Source organism: Clostridioides sp. LIBA-7678, assembly GCF_056716065.1.
This window is the reverse complement of sequence record NZ_CP196987.1, coordinates 1,851,572-1,870,981: the sequence shown is the minus strand read 5'-3', so window position 1 is coordinate 1,870,981 and position 19,410 is coordinate 1,851,572. Positions and strand designations below refer to the sequence as shown.

Annotated in this window: 12 protein-coding genes, 1 tRNA gene and 4 riboswitches; of the genes, 5 read left to right on the top strand and 8 right to left on the bottom strand. The window is 27.8% G+C overall.

Translation table 11 applies throughout. The features are described from left to right. The first annotated feature begins 769 nt into the window (after window positions 1-769). Window positions 770-2,047: an amidohydrolase family protein gene (locus ACTG46_RS09030; protein ID WP_219673110.1), complete on the top strand. Its 1,278-nt coding sequence runs from the start codon at window positions 770-772 to the stop codon at window positions 2,045-2,047. 727 nt (window positions 2,048-2,774) lie between these two features. Continuing rightward, entirely contained in the window at window positions 2,775-3,092 is a 318-nt protein-coding gene (gene ppnP, locus ACTG46_RS09025) for a pyrimidine/purine nucleoside phosphorylase (RefSeq protein WP_054270138.1), read from the top strand. Between the two features lie 86 nt (window positions 3,093-3,178). On the opposite strand, the gene ACTG46_RS09020 is transcribed toward ppnP, so the two are convergent. The 6 genes from ACTG46_RS09020 to ACTG46_RS08995 all read right to left on the bottom strand — a co-directional run bounded on the left by ACTG46_RS09020 (window position 3,179) and on the right by ACTG46_RS08995 (window position 12,644). After that, complete coding sequence (locus tag ACTG46_RS09020) at window positions 3,179-4,675, bottom strand: HAD-IC family P-type ATPase (protein ID WP_479923966.1); 1,497 nt, start codon at window positions 4,673-4,675, stop codon at window positions 3,179-3,181. A gap of 7 nt (window positions 4,676-4,682) precedes the next feature. Next, complete coding sequence (locus ACTG46_RS09015) at window positions 4,683-5,537, bottom strand: HAD-IC family P-type ATPase (protein WP_479923965.1); 855 nt, start codon at window positions 5,535-5,537, stop codon at window positions 4,683-4,685. A gap of 421 nt (window positions 5,538-5,958) precedes the next feature. After that, window positions 5,959-7,416 carry an aminomethyl-transferring glycine dehydrogenase subunit GcvPB gene (gene gcvPB, locus ACTG46_RS09010; RefSeq protein WP_054270136.1) on the bottom strand — a complete coding sequence of 486 codons (1,458 nt, stop codon included), beginning with the start codon at window positions 7,414-7,416 and terminating at the stop codon, window positions 5,959-5,961. Then, the gene (gene gcvPA / locus ACTG46_RS09005; RefSeq protein WP_407812206.1) at window positions 7,416-9,890 is read right to left on the bottom strand and encodes an aminomethyl-transferring glycine dehydrogenase subunit GcvPA; all 2,475 of its coding nucleotides are present in this window, start codon (window positions 9,888-9,890) and stop codon (window positions 7,416-7,418) included. The genes gcvPB and gcvPA overlap by 1 nt, the downstream gene beginning before the upstream one ends. Window positions 9,891-10,007: 117 nt before the next feature. After that, window positions 10,008-10,096: riboswitch (glycine riboswitch) on the bottom strand. 3 nt (window positions 10,097-10,099) lie between these two features. Beyond that, a riboswitch (glycine riboswitch) is annotated at window positions 10,100-10,204 on the bottom strand. Window positions 10,205-10,723: 519 nt separating this feature from the next. Further along, a tRNA-Leu gene (locus ACTG46_RS09000) sits at window positions 10,724-10,804 on the bottom strand. Between the two features lie 109 nt (window positions 10,805-10,913). Beyond that, complete coding sequence (locus ACTG46_RS08995) at window positions 10,914-12,644, bottom strand: Na+/H+ antiporter NhaC family protein (RefSeq protein ID WP_054270135.1); 1,731 nt, start codon at window positions 12,642-12,644, stop codon at window positions 10,914-10,916. Between the two features lie 137 nt (window positions 12,645-12,781). Then, a riboswitch (Lysine riboswitch) is annotated at window positions 12,782-12,958 on the bottom strand. A gap of 259 nt (window positions 12,959-13,217) precedes the next feature. Here ACTG46_RS08995 and lplA point away from each other — a divergent pair. The 3 genes from lplA (at window position 13,218) to ACTG46_RS08980 (ending at window position 16,011) form a co-directional block, all read left to right on the top strand. Further along, entirely contained in the window at window positions 13,218-14,204 is a 987-nt protein-coding gene (gene lplA, locus ACTG46_RS08990) for a lipoate--protein ligase (protein WP_054276593.1), read from the top strand. 90 nt (window positions 14,205-14,294) lie between these two features. Beyond that, window positions 14,295-14,400: riboswitch (SAM riboswitch) on the top strand. A 111-nt stretch (window positions 14,401-14,511) separates the two neighbouring features. Next, a complete protein-coding gene (locus ACTG46_RS08985) occupies window positions 14,512-15,309 on the top strand; it encodes a MetQ/NlpA family ABC transporter substrate-binding protein (protein WP_054270133.1) in 798 nt (265 codons plus the stop codon). 102 nt (window positions 15,310-15,411) lie between these two features. Then, complete coding sequence (locus tag ACTG46_RS08980) at window positions 15,412-16,011, top strand: TerD family protein (protein WP_054270132.1); 600 nt, start codon at window positions 15,412-15,414, stop codon at window positions 16,009-16,011. A gap of 50 nt (window positions 16,012-16,061) precedes the next feature. Here ACTG46_RS08980 and ACTG46_RS08975 read toward each other — a convergent pair whose 3' ends face one another. After that, entirely contained in the window at window positions 16,062-17,936 is a 1,875-nt protein-coding gene (locus ACTG46_RS08975) for a GGDEF domain-containing phosphodiesterase (protein ID WP_167640187.1), read from the bottom strand. 427 nt (window positions 17,937-18,363) lie between these two features. Continuing rightward, window positions 18,364-19,332, bottom strand: a complete 969-nt coding sequence (locus ACTG46_RS08970; RefSeq protein WP_167640186.1) for a siderophore ABC transporter substrate-binding protein — start codon at window positions 19,330-19,332, stop codon at window positions 18,364-18,366. Between the last annotated feature and the right edge of the window lie 78 nt (window positions 19,333-19,410).

Genomic DNA, 19,410 nt, shown 5'->3' with positions numbered 1-19,410 from the left:
TTATATGAAAGTTTTATATTTTTGACAAATGGAGTATGAATTACTCCTTTTTTCTTTTATGTTACTATGATGAACATTTATTTAACATTAATAGGTTATCATGTAAGATAAATACAAAACGTCTCTTATATGTACATTTTTCATTGTTGTAATAATGATTTCATGTATATATTTCTCACAATTGGAGTGCTTTTGCACTCTTTTTTAATATCTTCTATTATTACTTATTAAATATTTCATTACCCTTTTTAAGCTTTTAAAATAAACCTTGGCTGACAAAATATACAACTTGTTAAGATTATTAACTTTGAAAATTTTGAATTAATTCTCTCAGCTACAGATATATTCCATAAATTACACCTTGTAAGACTCTACTAGAATTTAATACTAACATCCACACTAAAAACCTATCCTAAGTACTAATAATGCTATTACTGTAATATACTTGTTATCTAACTATGAATAGATATTCTCACATTTTAAATGAAATGGATAAAGAAGCATCTGATAATATAAACAAGGTTATCTTTAAATAATGTTCAGTTTTGTATCAGTTAATATCATATTTTTCCTAAATATCGGCTAAATGTCAGTAACATGTATATTAGGATGTTCTAGCAAACAACTGTATTTAACTACTATTTAATATTATACAATAGAATTTATATCTTAGATTTGATATAATACATATGGTAAAATTTTAATTTATAAAACCAAAATATGACCTACATATATTAAAATTAACAAATTTAAAACTAAGGAGACTTATATGTTAAAAGCAATAAAAGGAAATATAATTTTCACAAAAACTTCAGATGCTTTCACAGTATTTGAAAATAGTTACATAATACTAGATAAAGGTAAAGTAAAAGGAATCTTTAAAGAAATACCTAAAGAATATAAAAACACAGAAATAATAGATTACACTGACAAACTTATAATACCTGGCATGAATGACCTTCACTGTCATGCATCTCAATTTAAAAATCTAGGAATGGCTATGGATAAAGAACTTCTACCATGGCTTGAAACTTATACATTTCCAGAAGAATCAAATTATGCAGATATAGAATATGCAACAAAAATGTATAGAAAATTTGTGAAAGAGGTTTGGAAATTTGGAACTACAAGAATAACTGTATTTGCTACAGTACATAAAGAAGCGTCTATGAAACTTATGGATATATTCAAAGAGGTTGGACTTGGAGCATACGTTGGTAAAGTAAATATGAATATGAATTGCCCTGACACTTTACTAGAAAATACTCATGATTCTATTACTGACACAGAAGAAATTATAAACAAATACAATGATACAGATTCTATTGTAAAACCAATAATAACCCCTAGATTTATACCAAGCTGTACAAGTGAACTTTTAAAAGGTTTGGGTGATTTATGTTTAAAGTATAATATTCCTATGCAATCACACTTATCTGAAAATCATGATGAAATCGAATGGGTTAAAAGTTTAGAACCTGAATCTAAATTTTATGGAGATGCTTATAATAGATATAATTTATTTGGTCAGACTCCTACACTAATGGCTCACTGTATTCATTGTTCTCAGGAAGAAATAGATTTAATGAGAGAAAATAATGTTATGGCAGTTCACTGCCCAGCTTCTAACTTTAATGTTGGTAGTGGAGCTATGCCTATTAGAAAATTAATTGATAATAATATTAAATTAGCTCTTGGTTCAGATATAAGTGGTGGGCATACTTTGTCAATATTTAAAGCCATAGTATCTGCAATACAATTATCTAAATTATATTGGGTAAATTCTGGTAAGAAGTGTAATTTCTTATCTTTATCTGAAGCTTTTTATATTGCAACAAAAAGTGGAGGAAGTTTCTTTGGAAAAGTTGGTAGTTTTGAGGAAGATTATGATTTTGATGCATTAATTATTGATGATTCAGATTTGAATCATGCCAATTATTCTATACTTGAAAGACTTGAAAGGTTTATCTATGTTGGTGATGATAGAAATATCATTCATAGATATGTATGTGGAAAATTAATTGAAGAACCTAGTATAGAATTATAATAAAAATTTTAATTATATAAAATTTGTCCATATAATCCGTTTCATTTATATGACTACAATTAATAAAAGAGTGTATTTTAAAACTCAAAACTATAGGTTAAAATACACTCTTTTTAGCTTATTTATAGTATTAGTGAATGTAACATATTTTTACTAATACTATTTTCCTTAATATAATCCCCTCTTAGCATTTAAGATTATCTACATGTATCCAGATATTAAGCAGAATACCTATAGTTTTATAAAATTAATAACTCATTTTGGTAGGTAACCTTAAACTTTACTTTTACTTTTGTTGTACGCTTTACATACACTAAATCTTAAGATTACCCATCCTATCTGCAACTTTATTTTCATAAATAATACTGATGATATTAAAATAAGTAGTATTGGTTTTATAAGAATATCAAAATTATTAAATTGAAATAATCTATTGTAAAAAATAAAACTTATTACAATTATAACTGTAGCTGTTAGAAGATACACAACCTCTATTGAATAATCTGTTCATTTCATATCTTATTATTTTCAAATTATTAAAGATTTAATTACTCTCTTGTAAGATTATAAGCTTTTAAAAAGTCCTAATATTATATATTATTTTTCTTTATTTTTTATTTATATTAAAATTTTTAATAAATACTAAATTTTATTTGTAAATATCTAGTAATTTTTGTGTTATTTTTATATAATATATATGTATAAATAATTTTGGAGGTTTTATCTAATGAGTGAATTTAAAAATGTTACTGCAGTAAAAAAGGCAAACGTTTATTTTGATGGTAAAGTAAGTAGTAGAGTAATAATATTTCCTAATGGAGAAAGAAAAACTTTAGGATTAATGTTACCTGGAGAATATACTTTTTCTACTAGAGAAGAAGAAATAATGGAAATGCTTGCTGGAAGTATGGATGTAAAATTACCTGGAAGTAATGAGTTTATAACTTATAAAGAAGGGCAGAAGTTTAATGTTCCTAGTGATTCAAGTTTCGATTTAAAAGTTAATGAAGTTGTTGACTACTGTTGCTCATATATAGCTGATTAATAAACATACATATTCTTACATAAAATAAAACACATCTAAAAAGAGCAGTTCAATTAAAAACTGCTCTTTTTTATATATTCTTAAATTTAATTTAAATCTGGAACTATTGTATCTAATATCTCATCTAATACGAATAGCATTACTTTTATCATAATTGGCATTAATACTGCTAATGTTATAGTTATAAGAATTAAGTCTTTACTCAATGCTACAAATGAGAATAATCCACCTAAAAACAAAATTCCAATAACAAATGCAATAGTCATACTTACAATTAAAAATAGTCTTTCTTTATTAAATGGTAAACATTGTTGTCTTAATATTAAAAGACCACATACACCAGTTAATATCGCACACATTGTAGAAAATACGCTTGAACTATAACCTAAGTATTCAACTATGTTGTACACAATAATTACATTTACTGTTACACACAATGCTCCTGGTAAGGCATTTTTTAATATATTGAGTAAAAAATTTCCTGAAATTCTACTTTTATTTGCTTCAAGAGCTAAGAAGAATGATGGTATCCCCACTGTCACAGCTCCAATTAGTGATAATTGTATAGGCACAAATGGATACTGTCTACTAAAGAAGAATAATGTTAATATAGACAAGAAGAATGAGAAAATTGTCTTTACTAAAAATAAAGAAGATGCTCTTTGAATATTATTAATTATCTTTCTTCCTTCCATAACAACTTTTGGCATTGATGCAAAATTTGAGTCCAGTAATACTAAATTAGAAACATTTTTAGTAATATCACTTCCAGAAGCCATTGCTATACTACAATCAGCTTCTTTAAGTGCTAACACGTCATTTACACCATCTCCAGTCATAGCTACTGTATGATTTTGTTTTTTTAGTGCTAAAATCATTTGTTTTTTCTGTTGTGGACTTACCCTTCCAAAAACACTATATTTATCAACAGCTTCATATATATCTTCATCATTTTTAAGTGTTGTAGCATCAATAAAATTACTAGCCGTTTTAAGACCTGCTTTTCTAGCCACTTCACTTACTGTTATTGGATTGTCTCCAGATATAATTTTTATATCTACACCCTCATTATAAAAAAATTCTAATGTCTCTTTAGCTTCATCTCTAATTTTGTCCAGTATCAATATAAAAGCTAGTGGTTTTATATCTTTAGGTATATTGTTTCCTTCCATACAAGAATTACTATGAGCTAAAACTATTACTCTATTACCTTTTTTAGAATATCTTTCAACCTCTGCTTTAAACTCTTTATATTTCTCCTTAAAAATAAACTCAAATGCTCCTAATAAATATGTCCCTTTATTTTCAAAGGATACTCCACTGTATTTTCTTTCTGATGAAAATGGAATTAAATTTTTAACTTTATATGTATCTAAAATATTGTATTTATCTCTTATTGCATTTAATGTTGCATTATCATCTTTAAGGGCATTACATATATTGCCCATTATATCATCAATATCTACTTTCTCTAGCATTACTACATCATCAACTTGCATTTTACCCTCTGTAATTGTACCTGTTTTATCAAGGCATAATGTATCGACTCTGGCAAGAGTTTCTACACAGTATAACTCCTGCACTAAAGTTTTATGACTTGCAAGCTTTATAAGTTCCTACAGCTAATGCAATACTTGTAAGTAGTGTCAATCCCTCTGGTATCATTCCATTTACAGCTGCCACAGTTCCTACTACAGATGTTGTTATAGAATCTCCATTTCCAAAATGTTGCTTTGCAAATAATATAATTCCTAGAGGAATAATTATTATACCTACAACTTTTAATATTGTATTTAATGAATTTCTAAGTTGAGAGTTATGTTTTCTAGAAACCTTAGCATCATTAGCTATCTTATTTGCATAGTTGTCTTTACCTATATTTTCAACTCTCACAAAAGCTTCTCCAGAAACTATAAAACTACCAGAATATAAGAAATCACCTTTGTTTTTTACAATAATATCAGATTCTCCTGTAATTAAAGACTCATTTACCTCTAATTTTCCATCTAAAACTTTTGAATCTGCACAAATTTGATTACCTGTTTTTAAAATCATAATATCATCTAGTACCAATTCTTGTACATCAATTTCTTTTTTCTCTCTTTCTCTTATAACGGATACCTTATTTGAGACTATGACAGATAGATTGTCCAGCAACCTTTTAGCTCTTATTTCTTGAATTACCCCTATAATAGTATTAATTACAGCAATAAATATAAATAGAGTATTCTTAAAAGAACCAACTGATACTAATAGACATACTAAAACAATATTTATCAAGTTAAAAAGTGTAAACACATTATCTTTAAGAATTTGTTTATATGTTTTAGTTTTTCCATTATCAAATACATTAATTAAATTATCATCTATTCTACTTTGAAGTTGTCTACTGCTTAACCCCATATTTATATCACAATTATACCTTTTTAAATTAATATTATCCATATTCTACTCCTTTCAACTTAACGATTTTTTTATACTTAAAGCTACAAATATATTATAAAAGTATCAATTTTTTTATTTTATTATTCTATAGTTTATATAATAAAATATAAATCTAAAGATTTAAATATTATAATTCTTAAGATTTCCTAAATTTTTATAAATTTCGATATATTTTAGTTAAGTTTCTCTTAATCTAAAAAGTAGATAAATTGTCCCAAAATAAATTTCTATAGAACCTATAAATATTGGTATTATAATCATTATCCTAACATTCTATATGGATGCTAACTTAATTTAAAACTTCAGTGCTAAATACCATACATATCAATACATAAAAAAGCTATCTAGACTATATTAAGTCAGATAGCTTTTTCTTATAAATACAAATTTATTTATATTTACAATTTTTATTTTTAATTTTTTATCTTTGTGACCATGTAAGTATAGGTTTCTTTACCGCTCTTGCGTCATCCACTCTCTTAACTAAAGTATTATGTGGAGCAGTTTTCAATAGCTCTGGCTCTTCTTTTGCCTCTTTAGCAACATTTTTCATAGCTTCTATAAAACTATCTAATGTTTCAATGCTTTCACTTTCTGTAGGCTCTATCATAAGTGCTTCATTTATAATAAGAGGAAAATACATTGTTGGAGGATGGTATCCATAATCTAAAAGTCTCTTTGCTATATCGATAGTTTTTATATTTGCCTCTCCTCTTGGTAATCCACCTAATACAAACTCATGTTTACATAAAGTATCTATTGGTAAGATATAATTATCTTTTATACTCTCTTTGATATAATTAGCATTTAAAACTGCCATCTCACTTGCTTCTTTAAGGCCATCTCTTCCCATAGTTAATATATATGTGTAAGCTCTTACAAGCACTCCAAAATTACCATAGAAGTTTTTAATTTTTCCAATAGATTTTTCTCTATCATAATTTAATACATACTTATCTTCTTGTTTCTCAATCACTGGTATTGGTAAAAAAGGTACCAATTCTTTTTTAACTCCAACAGGACCAGCTCCTGGCCCTCCTCCACCATGAGGAGTAGAAAAAGTCTTATGAAGATTAAGATGCACTACATCAAATCCCATATCTCCAGGTCTTGTTATTCCCATAATAGCATTCATATTTGCACCATCATAGTACAAAAGCCCTCCTGCTTCATGTACAAGGCTTGCTATTTCTTTTATATTTTTTTCAAACAATCCAAGAGTACTTGGGTTAGTAAGCATAAGAGCTGCTACTTCATCACTTAAGACTTCTTTTAATGCATCTATGTCTACAGCTCCATTTTTATCAGATGCTATCTGAATCACATCAAAGTTTGCCATAGCTGCACTTGCTGGATTTGTTCCATGTGCAGAATCAGGAATTATTACTTTAGTTCTCTTATGGTCTCCTCTGTTTTCATGGTATGCTTTTATAATCATTAACCCTGTAAATTCTCCATGTGAACCTGCTGAAGGTTGTAGTGTGACTTCATCCATACCTGTAATTTCTGCAAGTCTACTTGACAAGTCATACATTAAAGAAAGAGAACCTTGTGCTGTATCTGAAGATTGGTATGGATGCATTCCTGTAAAGTTTGGAAGTGCTGCCATATCTTCATTTATTTTAGGGTTATATTTCATAGTACAAGAACCTAAAGGATAAAAACCTGTATCAACTCCAAAATTTTTATTCGATAATAGGGTATAATGTCTAACCAATTCTAATTCACCAACTTCTGGCAAATTCAATTCACTTTGTCTAACCATACTTTGGTCAATCATATCTTCTACTTTTATATCATCTATATCTAACTTTGGAAGTGAATATGCTTTTCTACCTTTTTTAGATATATCTATCAACAAACTATTATATTCTTTCATTATAATCCCTCCATTATTCCAACTAACTTATCTATTTCTTCTTTGCTTCTTTTCTCAGTCACACAAAGTAAAGTTGAATTTTTTAATTCTGGATAATTGTGTTCTAAATTATAACCACCTAATATATTTTCTTCTAAAAGTTTATTATTTATAGTTTCTACATTAAGATTTCCTTGTACAGTAAATTCTTTGAAAAATTTACCTTTGAACATTGGCTTATATTTCCCAGTTTGTATAAGTTTATTATAAGCATAATGTGCTTTTTTCATAGATTGCATGCCAACTTCTTTAAAACCTTCTTTACCCATAGTAGCCATATATATTGAGGCTACAAGAGCATTTAAGGCTTGATTTGAACATATATTAGAAGTTGCTTTTTCTCTCCTTACATGTTGTTCTCTAGTTTGTAAAGTTAGTACATATGCAGTTTTACCTTCTGTATCTAAACTTTGCCCAACTATTCTTCCTGGCATTTTTCTTGTATACTTAGATTTGCTAGCCAAAAATCCTACATAAGGACCTCCAAAATTGATAGGATTTCCTAATGATTGAGCTTCTCCAACAACAATATCTGCTCCTATTTCACCTGGTGTCTTTAAAACACCTAATGATATTGGGTCAACACTCATAATTAACATAGCCTTATTTTCATGAGTTATTTTTTCTATTTCTTCCATTTCTTCAATAATTCCAAAGAAGTTAGGAGTCTGTATAAGAACACATGCTGTATCTTTATCTACTGAAGCTCTTAATTTTTCTATATCTGTAATTCCATATTCATTACAAAAATCAATTTCTACTATTTCACAATCTTTATATTGCAGATAAGTCTTTAGTACTGATAAAGTTTCAGGATGTGTAGTTTTTGATACTACTATTTTACTTTTTCTCGTCTGGTTCATAGCCATTATACATGCTTCTATTGCAGCAGTTGCCCCATCATACATTGATGCATTTGCAATTTCCATACCAGTAATTTCTGCAATCATAGATTGGAACTCAAACACTACTTGTAAAGTCCCTTGACTTATTTCAGCTTGATATGGAGTATATGCTGTATAAAACTCAGATCTTGAAGTTATATGTTTTATAATTGATGGTATATAATGGTCATATGCACCAGCTCCAAGAAAACAAGTTAAATCTTCTAAACTTAAATTTTCTTCTGACAATCTTTTTACTATTTTACTTACTTCTAATTCAGATTTCCCACTTTCTAAATTCAAATCTCTTTTTAACTTTATTTCATCTGGTATATCTGAAAATAATTCATCAACTGAATTTAATCCTACTACCTTTAGCATTTTTGATTTATCTTCACTTGTGGCAGGTATATATGAAAATTTATTCTCTTCATTTGATATAGTATTATCTTTTTTATATTGCTTTTTGTAAAAAGGTTTCTTAACTATCATCGCAGGAACAACTTTTTTTCTTATTGCTATTCCTATTTCATTTCCTAATTTTGCATATTCAGAATCTATAATTCCCATACCTAAAATTTTTCCTGTTGTTGGGGATGCACATCCTGTTGTTACAAAACCTACTGTTTTGTCGCCAATCTTTATATCGTATCCATTTCTAGGCATCCCTTTACCTTGCATCTCAAAGCCTATTAATTTTCTTTTAGCTCCACTTTCTTTTTCTTCTGATAAGATTGTTTTCCCAACAAAGCCTTCCTTGTTTGTTTTTACAAAAATTGATAAGCCTCCTTCAATTGGAGATATATGTTCATTTATTTCATGGCCATACAGAGGTAGAGCTGCTTCAAATCTCAAAGTATCTCTACAGCCTAAACCAGCAGGACATATGTCTTCTCCTCCAGCCTTTAAAACTTCATTCCAAATTATTTCTGTATGTTCGCTTTTACAATATATCTCAAATCCATCTTCTCCAGTATATCCTGTTCTTGAAACTAAACAAGTTAAACCACATATTTTTGTTGATGGAATTGACTTATAAAATTTTATTGATTTTAAATCTATATCTATGATTTTTTGAAGAATTTCTTCTGCTTTAGGCCCTTGAACTGCTAGTTGACTAACTTCATTAGAAACATTTTTTATATCTACATGGTATCCTTCACTTTGTTTTATTATCCATGCTACATCTTTATCTATATTCCCTGCATTTATTACTAATAAATAATCTTCTTCACCAAATTTATATATTAATAAATCGTCAACTACTCCTCCATTTTCATAACACATAGGTGTATATATAATGTCATTTATCTTTAATGTGCTTATATCATTTGTAACTAAATTTTGTATAAATTTTTCTGAATCTGCACCTTTTATTTGTACCTCTCCCATATGAGATACATCAAATATACCTGCACTTTTTCTAACCATTTCATGCTCTTTATTTATTCCTTCATATTCTAAAGGCATTTCCCAGCCAGCAAATTCAACAAGTTTTGCTCCAAGCTCTTTGTGTATATTATACAAAGGTACTCTTTTCAATTCATTCATATATAACCCTCCCTATAAATTTAGACCCACTATATTTAAGTAATTTTGATATTATGTCCTGTACTTTTTCATAAAAAAAAGATATATCAGCATAGAAAATAATCCTAGCCTATATATCCCTGTTTGTATACCTGAAAGATTTAATAATTTAATATTATTTTGCTTCTTCGGTGACTTATAGTCTATTAACCTAAGTCTCTCCAGAGTCCCATCAATTAGCGATATATTTGCCTGAAAGTTTCTCTAAGAATTGGCATTTCTTAAATTGCTTCTTCGGCGCCTTTTTATATAAAGATCTCTCTCGCTAATCTCATTTGGAAATATTTATTTTCATTTTTATTGTATGAATATTTCAATTAAATGTCAACACATTATATTTATTTTTTTTTATGTATTAATTTTTTTGTTAAGTTTTTATTATCAATTATACTACTTTTATAATATTAACTTTTATACATATATGTTATATATTAATGTAAAATAATATATTTATTTAATTTATTACTAGCATGTCATATAAAACACTAAAAGTAAAGTTATATTGTAATTTACTATATTATGTTAAAGATATATTTATACATGCAATAGAATCGTTTGCAAATTTATCTTTGTGAAAAATAAGATTTTATCTTATTGACAAATATCTAAGAATTTATATGTAATTGTAATTTTAAACAACAAAAAAAGCACTCAATGTGCTTTTATATTTATTAATAAAATATCCTTAGAAATATATTCATATTATATTCGATTTATCAAAAAATAAAAACGGGATAGCCCACTCCGAAAGCCAGCAATCCCAGTTTTTTTCAGCACAACTAAGTACTGTAGAGTGCGGATGAAGGGAGTCGAACCCCCACGCCAATGGCGCTAGATCCTAAGTCTAGTGCGTCTGCCAATTCCGCCACATCCGCTTATTACTCTTTTATTTTACTATATTTCGCTATTATTTTCAATAACTTTTTAAAATTATCTAAAAACTAACAAAAGAATGATAATAAAAGGTGAAATTTATTTATATCTTTATTCTGCAAGTTCTATCTCTGCTTCATCAACTCTCTTACCAATTATTTGAATACCAACAAATACAGCAGCTATAGCTACTGGTAATACTATATATATTGGCAATCCTAATCCAGCTGGTATATATCCAAATACAATAGTGATTACTGCTGTAAATATAGCATATGGCATTTGAGTATTAACATGGTCTATATGATTACAACCAGCTCCCATTGAAGAAAGTATTGTTGTATCTGAAATCGGAGAACAGTGGTCTCCAAATATTGCACCTGTTAAGACTGCACTTGTACTCACTATTACATAAGACATATCAGGATTTAATGAGTAAGCTAGTGGTATTGCTAGTGGCATAAGTATACCCATTGTTCCATAAGCTGTTCCAGTAGCAAAAGATATTATTGCTCCTAAACCAAATATTAAACTTGGCAATAAGAATGGAGGTAGTGAACCTGATAATAAGTGTATCAAAAATTTAGCTGTACCTAATTCTTTTATTACTGAACTTAATGACCATGCAAGTATTAATATTACACCAGTTATTACTAAACTTTTCATCCCATCTATCCAAACATCAATTGCTTCTGACACTGTAAAAATCTTTTTAACTACAGCCATTATAATAGCAACTAAACTTGCAACAAGTGCAGATTGGAATAATGCTCTAGATGCATCAGATGCACTAAATGCTTCTTTTATTGCTCCAAAAGAATATGGTGAATTTGTAAATAGTTGTATTAGAGCTTTATCTTCACCACCCATTATAGACGTATATCCACTATAATAGAATGATGCCAAAGCAACTATTATTAATGTTCCTATTGGGATTATAGCATTCCACACACTCAATTTCACTCCATTTTTTGGTGCTAAATCATCTAATTCTTCTACACCTTCATCAAGGTCTGTACCAACTTTTCTACTTCTAGATTTTATTTCTGCTTTTTTCATTGGCCCAAATTCTTTTAATAATAATGCTGATATTACAATAAATGCTAATATTAATATATTATAAAATCTAAATGGTATTGTATTTAAAAATATACCAAATGCATCAACATCTACACTTATACTTTCAAAAGCATCATGTATTAAACCAACTTCAAGACCTATCCATGTAGATATTATAGCTAATCCAGCAACTGGTGCTGCTGTAGCATCTATTATAAAGGCTAATTTTTCTCTTGATATTTTCATTTTATCTGCAACAGGTCTCATCATAGGACCTACTATTAATGAATTTGCATAATCATCAAAGAATACCAAAAGACCTAAAAACCATGTTATAATTTGTGTACCTTTCGCTGATTTCGCTCTTTTGGCAAGTGCCTCAGCTATAGCCTTAGCTCCTCCCATCTTTGCAACAAGATTTATAACCCCTCCAATTGCTAGAACTTGTAGTATTATCCCTGCATTCCACGGGTCTGATAACGATACCAAAGCTCTATCCACTAAGTCTAAAAATGCTTGTATGAATGTAGCAAACACATTTATACCACTAGCTTTAATTATAAAACTCCCAGAAAGAATCCCTATAAGTAAAGAAATTATTACGTTTTTAGTTATGAATGCAAGTATTATAGCAACTAATGGTGGTATTAAAGTTAAGATTCCAAATTTTTCTGCATTAGCTAGTGCGATAGTGTCTATATCTTCCTCTGCAAAAACCATTACTGTTGACATTATAAACATAATTGTCGTCAGAAAAATAATATTAATTTTTTTGTTTCTCATATAAATCTCCCTCTCTTTTTTAGTTTTGTGAATTATACAGGGTATTTGATAAAACTAAAAAAGCCTTAAGTGCTAAACACTCAAGGCTTGAAAATTACAATACATCAACAATATTAAAATAAATATAATATAATTCCTTAAATGATAGCTCACCACAAATAAACCTGTGACAGTTGTACATATTTTCTATGTACCCCCAGCAATATAATCTTAAAGCATCAATTATAAAACTTCGGCAATATCTCCTTTCCTAATAAATCTCTGTGCTTAACTCATTATTAGTACTGATAGATTATTGCGCCTCTACCCTTCTATTCACTTTTATTAAGTATATTTTGAGTATATATTATTTATTTAAACTTTGCAAGTTAGTTTTTAAAATTCCTTTTTATTTTTTACATAAAATCCCAAACTTCTCTAATTATGTTTAATATACACTTCTATTAATATAAGATTGTCTTCTTTTTTAAATCTTCTAATTTAAAGGACTTTTTACATTATTGTCGAATTATAAAATTAATTGTACTAAAAATAACAAAAAAATTTTATCAATTATATGGAGGAATTACTTTAATGTTACTAATTTACAATGAAAAGACAAACCCTTACTTCAATTTAGCGATGGAAGAATATCTTCTAAAAAATTTTGACGAAGACTTATTTATTTTATGGAGGAATGAACCTTCTATAATTGTTGGAAAAAATCAAAATACACTTTCTGAAATAAATTTAGAATATATAAAAGAAAATTCTATACCTGTTGTTAGGAGACAATCTGGTGGTGGAGCTGTATTTCATGATTTAGGAAATATAAATTTTACATTCATAGCCTGCAATAATAATAGCTTTAGTGATTTCAGAAGATTCACTCAACCAATAATAGACTTACTTAAGACATTAGATGTAAACGCTGAATTTTCTGGAAGAAATGACCTTCTTATAGATGGTAAGAAGTTTTCTGGAAATGCTCAATACAACTACAAAAATAAGGTGATGCATCATGGTACACTGTTATTTTCATCTGAGATAAATGACCTTTCAAAAGCTCTAAAGGTAAAACCTATAAAATTTGAAGGAAAGGGCATAAAGTCTGTAAAATCTCGTGTAACTAATATAAGTGAACATCTACAATCTAAAATGGATATACTAGAATTTAAGGACGCAATAATGAATTATCTCTCTAAAACTAACACTGATAATACTAATTATTATTTAAGTGATTATGACATAGAACAAATAGAAAAACTTACTAAGTCAAAATATGAAACTTGGGATTGGAACTTTGGTAATTCCCCAAAATATACCCTTTCAAATGAGTTAAAATATTCTGGTGGAAACGTTGAGTTTAATCTAAATGTTGATAAGGGAATAATAACTACTATAAAATTTTTTGGAGACTTTTTTGGAAAACGTGATGTTTCATTTGTGGAAGATAAACTTGCTGGAACGAAACATGAAGAGAATGCTTTAAGGAATGTTTTAGATTCCATTGAAATAAATGATTATTTCTTAGGAGCTGACACTGATATTCTAATTTCTGGAATCTTAGGTGTTAAATAGAAATATTAAAAATTTTAAAATATTTATAAAATTATGTTTACATATGTAAAAAATCATGATAATATTTATAACATAATTAAAAATTGATACTTCTTATCCAGAGTGGTGAAGGGACTGGCCCTATGAAACCCAGCAACCAGTATATTTTTATATACATTGGTGCTAAATCCTGCAGTATTATACTGAAAGATGAGTCTAAATTAGCTTTTAAAGCCTGAGTTTAAACTCAGGCTTATTTTATTTTGCAGTGTGATAAAAGAGGGTATTTTATTTTTAACTAATCAATCATATTCAGGAGGGAATTTATATGAAATTCAAAAAATTATTAAGTTTATTATTATGTCTAGTTTTTACTTTATCTATAGTTGGATGTTCTAAAGGTAACGATGATAAAAAAATTGTTGTTGGCGCTACTTTAGTACCAGGTGGAGAATTATTAGAAGAATTAAAACCACTTATCGAAGAAAAAGGTTATACTTTGGAGGTTAAAAATTTTGATGACTACATACTTCCAAACGAAGCTTTAAATAACGGAGAAATTGATGCAAATCTATTCCAACATGAACCTTATCTAAAAGAAGCTGTTAAAGCTAAAGGATATAAAATAATGGCTGGAAAAAAACTATATGTATGCCCAGCAATCCTTTACTCTTACAAGATAAAATCTATTGATGAATTTAAAAAAGGAGATACAATCGCAATAAGTAACAACCCATCTTCTTGTTCTAAAGACCTTAGATACCTTGAAAGTATCGGACTTTTAACTTTACCTAAAGGTGATGGATTAGTTAGTCCTAAAGATATAATAGAAAATCCAAAAGGCATACAATTTAAAGAATTGGATATCGCTCAGATTCCATCTTCTCTTCCAGATGTAACTGCTGCATTTATAGATACTACATACGCAGTACCTGCTGGCCTTGATGCTAAGAAAAATGGACTTTATACAGCACCTATAAATGATGAGTATGCAAATCTTTTGGCATTTAGAACTGAAGATAAAGATAGTGAAAAAATTAAAGTTCTACAAGATGTTCTTACATCAGATAAAGCAAGAAGTATAATTGAAGAGAAATATAAAGGCATTGTAATTCCTGTTTTCTAGTATATTTAGTATAATTTTAATATTATTATTCTAATCTTGTTGAATATTGACTTGTTAAGTGCTACCATTTAAGTAAATCTATGTTTATGGAGGAAAATTACTATGGCTATAGAATTAAAAAAGGGGCAAAAAATAAACCTTACAAAAAAAGAAAATAGTGATTTAGGTGAAATCTTAGTTAATTTAAATTGGAATCAAAAAATACAAAAAAAAGGTTTTTTTGGCTCTCTAAAAAGCAGTAATATAGATTTAGATTTAGGTTGCTTGTTTGAAATGAAAAATGGTGTAAAAGGTGCTGTACAGGCATTAGGTAATTCTTTTGGTAGTTTAGGACATCCGCCTTTTGCTCAATTAGATGGAGATGACAGAACAGGTAGCAATACACAAGGAGAAAACATAAGAATAAATGGTAATAAAATAAAAGAAATAAAAAGAATACTTATTTATGCTTTTATCTATGAAGGTGTAGCTAATTGGTCTGAGGCTGATGGAATTGTAACAATCAAACAGAAACAGGATTCAGATTTAGTTGTTAAACTTGATGAACATAAAAATGGCTATAATATGTGTTCAATAGCCTTGATAGAAAATGTAAATGATGAGACATTCAGTGTTGAAAAAGTAATTAAATACTTTAAAGGTCATAGAGAAATGGACAATGAGTTCCATTGGGGCTTAAAATGGGTTGCAGGAAGAAAATAAGTGTATTTATAAGGGACTATAAGTAAATTTACTTACAGTCCCTTTTTTCATTAAGTATTTACTTGGTAACTATTATAAACACATTCTTTATCCAGTAGTTCCTCAAATTCTAACATGGGCATTGGTTTATAAAATACATATCCTTGAACTAAATCACATCCAATCTCCTTTAGAAACTCAACTTGCTCCTTATATTCAATACCTTCAGCAACAGTTGTAATATTCAATTCTTTTAGCATATGTATAATATTTTTTATTACTGTTCTTTCTTTTTCTTTGTCTAAACTAGCATTAAAAAACATAGAATCAAGCTTCAAAACATCAAATGGTAAATCTTTTAAGACACCTAAAGATGAGTAACCTTTTCCAAAGTCATCTAGAGAACAAGTGAATCCATTTTCATGTAAATCATGTATAATTTCCAAAAAGTGTTCTTGATTCTCAAAAGCAACACTCTCAGTAAATTCAATTTCTATAGTATTTCGGGGTATATTATATTTCTTTTGTATATTTGAGTAAGTTTCCACAAATTTAGTATTATAGAACTGTATTCTAGAAACATTAACTGATATCTGAACAAATGGTTTATTTTCATCTAATCTCTTTCTAATCCATATACAGACTTCTTCAAAAACATACTTATCTACTAAACCAATAAAAAAATCCTTTTCCAATATTGGAATAAATACTGCAGGAGATATAATCCCTTTATCTGGAGTCATCCAACGTACTAAAGCTTCTGCACAATCTATTTTTTGATTATGTAAATTAACTTTAGGTTGAAAATAAACTATAAATTCTCTATTTTCAATAGCTTCATGTATTCTACTTTTGATTGTATTTTCTTCAATCATTTTTTTACGAATATTTTCATTATAAAAAGCATAATTAGTCCCTGGTTTATTTTTAACAGTTTTTTGTGCAAAGTTTGCCCGATTTATTAAATCATCTATGTTTAGTTTTTCAATCACATCTTCAATACAACAAATTCCACTGACAATAGTGATACTATATTTGTTTTTAATTTCATTTGTAATATTAATTAGTTTATCATCTACAACTCTTTGCCTTATTACTAAATCTGACTTATCTACATAACATCTTAAAGCAATAAATCTATCTGCAATTTCTCTTGCGAATATCTCATATTTTCCAATATCATTCATCATAAGATTAGCATATCTTTTCAGTATCATATCTCCATAATCATATCCAAATATATCATTAACGTATTTAAAATTTTCAAAATCAATATAGAATATAGCAAATTTCTTATCTTTATATTTGTGAATATTTTGATTTGCATCTATCTTAAACTTTTCTATAGTATTTGCTCCTGTTAGCTCATCTTTATATGCAATGTTTTTTAAATCTACATTTAGTTTTTCCAAACTAATTAATTTTCTATTATATTGTATAATCAATATAATCCATGCTAACATACCTATAGTAGATATAATGATTATTAAAGTCATTAGATAATCACTTTTTTCTTTAGAGAAATTTTCTATCTCAAACACTGTACTATTTGCAAGATTAAAAAATTCTTCACTTATATCTAATAAATGATTATTCTCTTCATTCATCCTTACTTTTTCTATTTCAGTGTTTAAATCTTTCCACTTTTTTTCTAGTAAAAATAAGTACTCATTATATTTTTTGCAATCAGCGTCTACCAAACCGTACTTTCCATCCCCTGTAATCAATTCATGTAAAATCCCATCAATATAATCTCTCAACTCATCATTGGGTTTATTGTTCATTTCTAATTTGCTTAAACGCTGACTAGCTCCCCGAACAATGCCAACATAATTAATAAGTTTTCCATAGTCCCCAATATTATGAATCAATTTAATCGAAATGGAACTTATAGAAATTAATAAAATAAATAAGACTAAGATAGTTACCTTCAAAACTCTCTTCATAAAATACCCCTATCCTCTATGTTGTTTTTCATGTGTATAATCATTTTTCAAATAAGATGCATGAAATTCCAATAAAAACTTATATGCAGTTAAGATATAGAAATTTTTATTTTACATAGTTTATTTTTAGCATTATATCCATTTACAAAAACGTTTTTTATATAGAAATTCTTATTTTCAAATATAGTTATCTTACTTTTAGTTGTAAAACATAGCTTAAAACTATATAATTGCGACAACATACATCTATATAGTTCAATTATATTTAAAAATTATTCTTTTTGTCCAGTACAACTTTGTATTTTATTATATTTTGAATAGATTTATATTGTAATTAAGATTATTATTTAAATCATAAAAAATCAGCCACTTAAAGTGGCTGATTAAATAAGTAATAAATAAAACATGTTTATTGTAAATAATAGATTTACTTATTAACTGCTTGTGATGCATCATCTATCATTTTATTTAAAGAAGTTAGACCTCCATCATTCACATACCATGTTGGTGAATCCAGATAGATTATATTATCATTTTTATATGCATCCATAGACTTTATTATATCATTATTTAAAACAGATTTTGCTGTTGAACCCTCTTTTATATCACTCCCTGTAGCTATTCCTCTATCTATAACAAACATAACTTCTGGATTTTGTTTAGCTATATACTCAAAAGTAATATTTTGACCATGACTTGATTCTTTTATATTTTTATCTTTATTTTCAAATCCAAAACTATTGTATAATATACTAAATCTTGATTCTTCACCAAATACACTTAAATTACCTTCATTTACCATTAGGGTTAAAGCATTTAAGTTTTTTTCTTTTACTTTTTTATTTAAAGTCTCTATCTTCTTTTCAATTTTACTAAATTCTTGATTAGCTTTTTCTTCCACTCCAAATATTTTTCCTATTTTATCTATATTATTTTTAACAGAATCCAAATACTTCTTATCATCTTTACTTGTACTTATTGTTGGTGCTATTTTCGATAATTGCTCATAAAAATCTTCTTGTCTTCCATTTATTATAATTAAATCTGGATTTGCTGATTTTATACCTTCTAAGTCTGGTTCTTTCAATCCTCCTAAATCTGCATATTTTTCATCTTTATATTTTTCTAAAGATGTTGGCAAACTTGATTTTGGAAGTCCTACTAAGCTCTCTCCTACTCCTAACGTATCCATTGTATCTAGAGCTGAATAATCAAATACTACTACCTTCTTAGGATTTAGCTTTACATCTGTTTCTCCCAAACTATGAGTTATCTTTACAGTATCATTTGAATTATCTGATGTCTTAGATTCATTTTTTTTGCCTCCACCTAATGCAAACACTGTCACCAATACTACTATTACCACTGTGGCTACTATTGCTACTTTTTTATTCATGCTGATATCTCCCTCTTTCTTATTGATGTCTATTTTAATTTAAATTTTTATAAAATTCATTTGTTTTTATATAATACT

What these genes read in the sequence shown, in the direction of transcription:
- ACTG46_RS08995 (WP_054270135.1), bottom strand. Translation starts at nt 12,644, where the DNA reads ATGAGAAACAAAAAAATTAATATTATTTTTCTGACGACAATTATGTTT.
- ACTG46_RS08980 (WP_054270132.1), top strand. Translation starts at nt 15,412, where the DNA reads ATGGCTATAGAATTAAAAAAGGGGCAAAAAATAAACCTTACAAAAAAA.
- ACTG46_RS08985 (WP_054270133.1), top strand. Translation starts at nt 14,512, where the DNA reads ATGAAATTCAAAAAATTATTAAGTTTATTATTATGTCTAGTTTTTACT.
- ACTG46_RS08975 (WP_167640187.1), bottom strand. Translation starts at nt 17,936, where the DNA reads ATGAAGAGAGTTTTGAAGGTAACTATCTTAGTCTTATTTATTTTATTA.
- gcvPB (WP_054270136.1), bottom strand. Translation starts at nt 7,416, where the DNA reads ATGAAAGAATATAATAGTTTGTTGATAGATATATCTAAAAAAGGTAGA.
- ACTG46_RS08970 (WP_167640186.1), bottom strand. Translation starts at nt 19,332, where the DNA reads ATGAATAAAAAAGTAGCAATAGTAGCCACAGTGGTAATAGTAGTATTG.
- lplA (WP_054276593.1), top strand. Translation starts at nt 13,218, where the DNA reads ATGTTACTAATTTACAATGAAAAGACAAACCCTTACTTCAATTTAGCG.
- ppnP (WP_054270138.1), top strand. Translation starts at nt 2,775, where the DNA reads ATGAGTGAATTTAAAAATGTTACTGCAGTAAAAAAGGCAAACGTTTAT.
- gcvPA (WP_407812206.1), bottom strand. Translation starts at nt 9,890, where the DNA reads ATGAATGAATTGAAAAGAGTACCTTTGTATAATATACACAAAGAGCTT.
- ACTG46_RS09030 (WP_219673110.1), top strand. Translation starts at nt 770, where the DNA reads ATGTTAAAAGCAATAAAAGGAAATATAATTTTCACAAAAACTTCAGAT.
- ACTG46_RS09015 (WP_479923965.1), bottom strand. Translation starts at nt 5,537, where the DNA reads ATGGATAATATTAATTTAAAAAGGTATAATTGTGATATAAATATGGGG.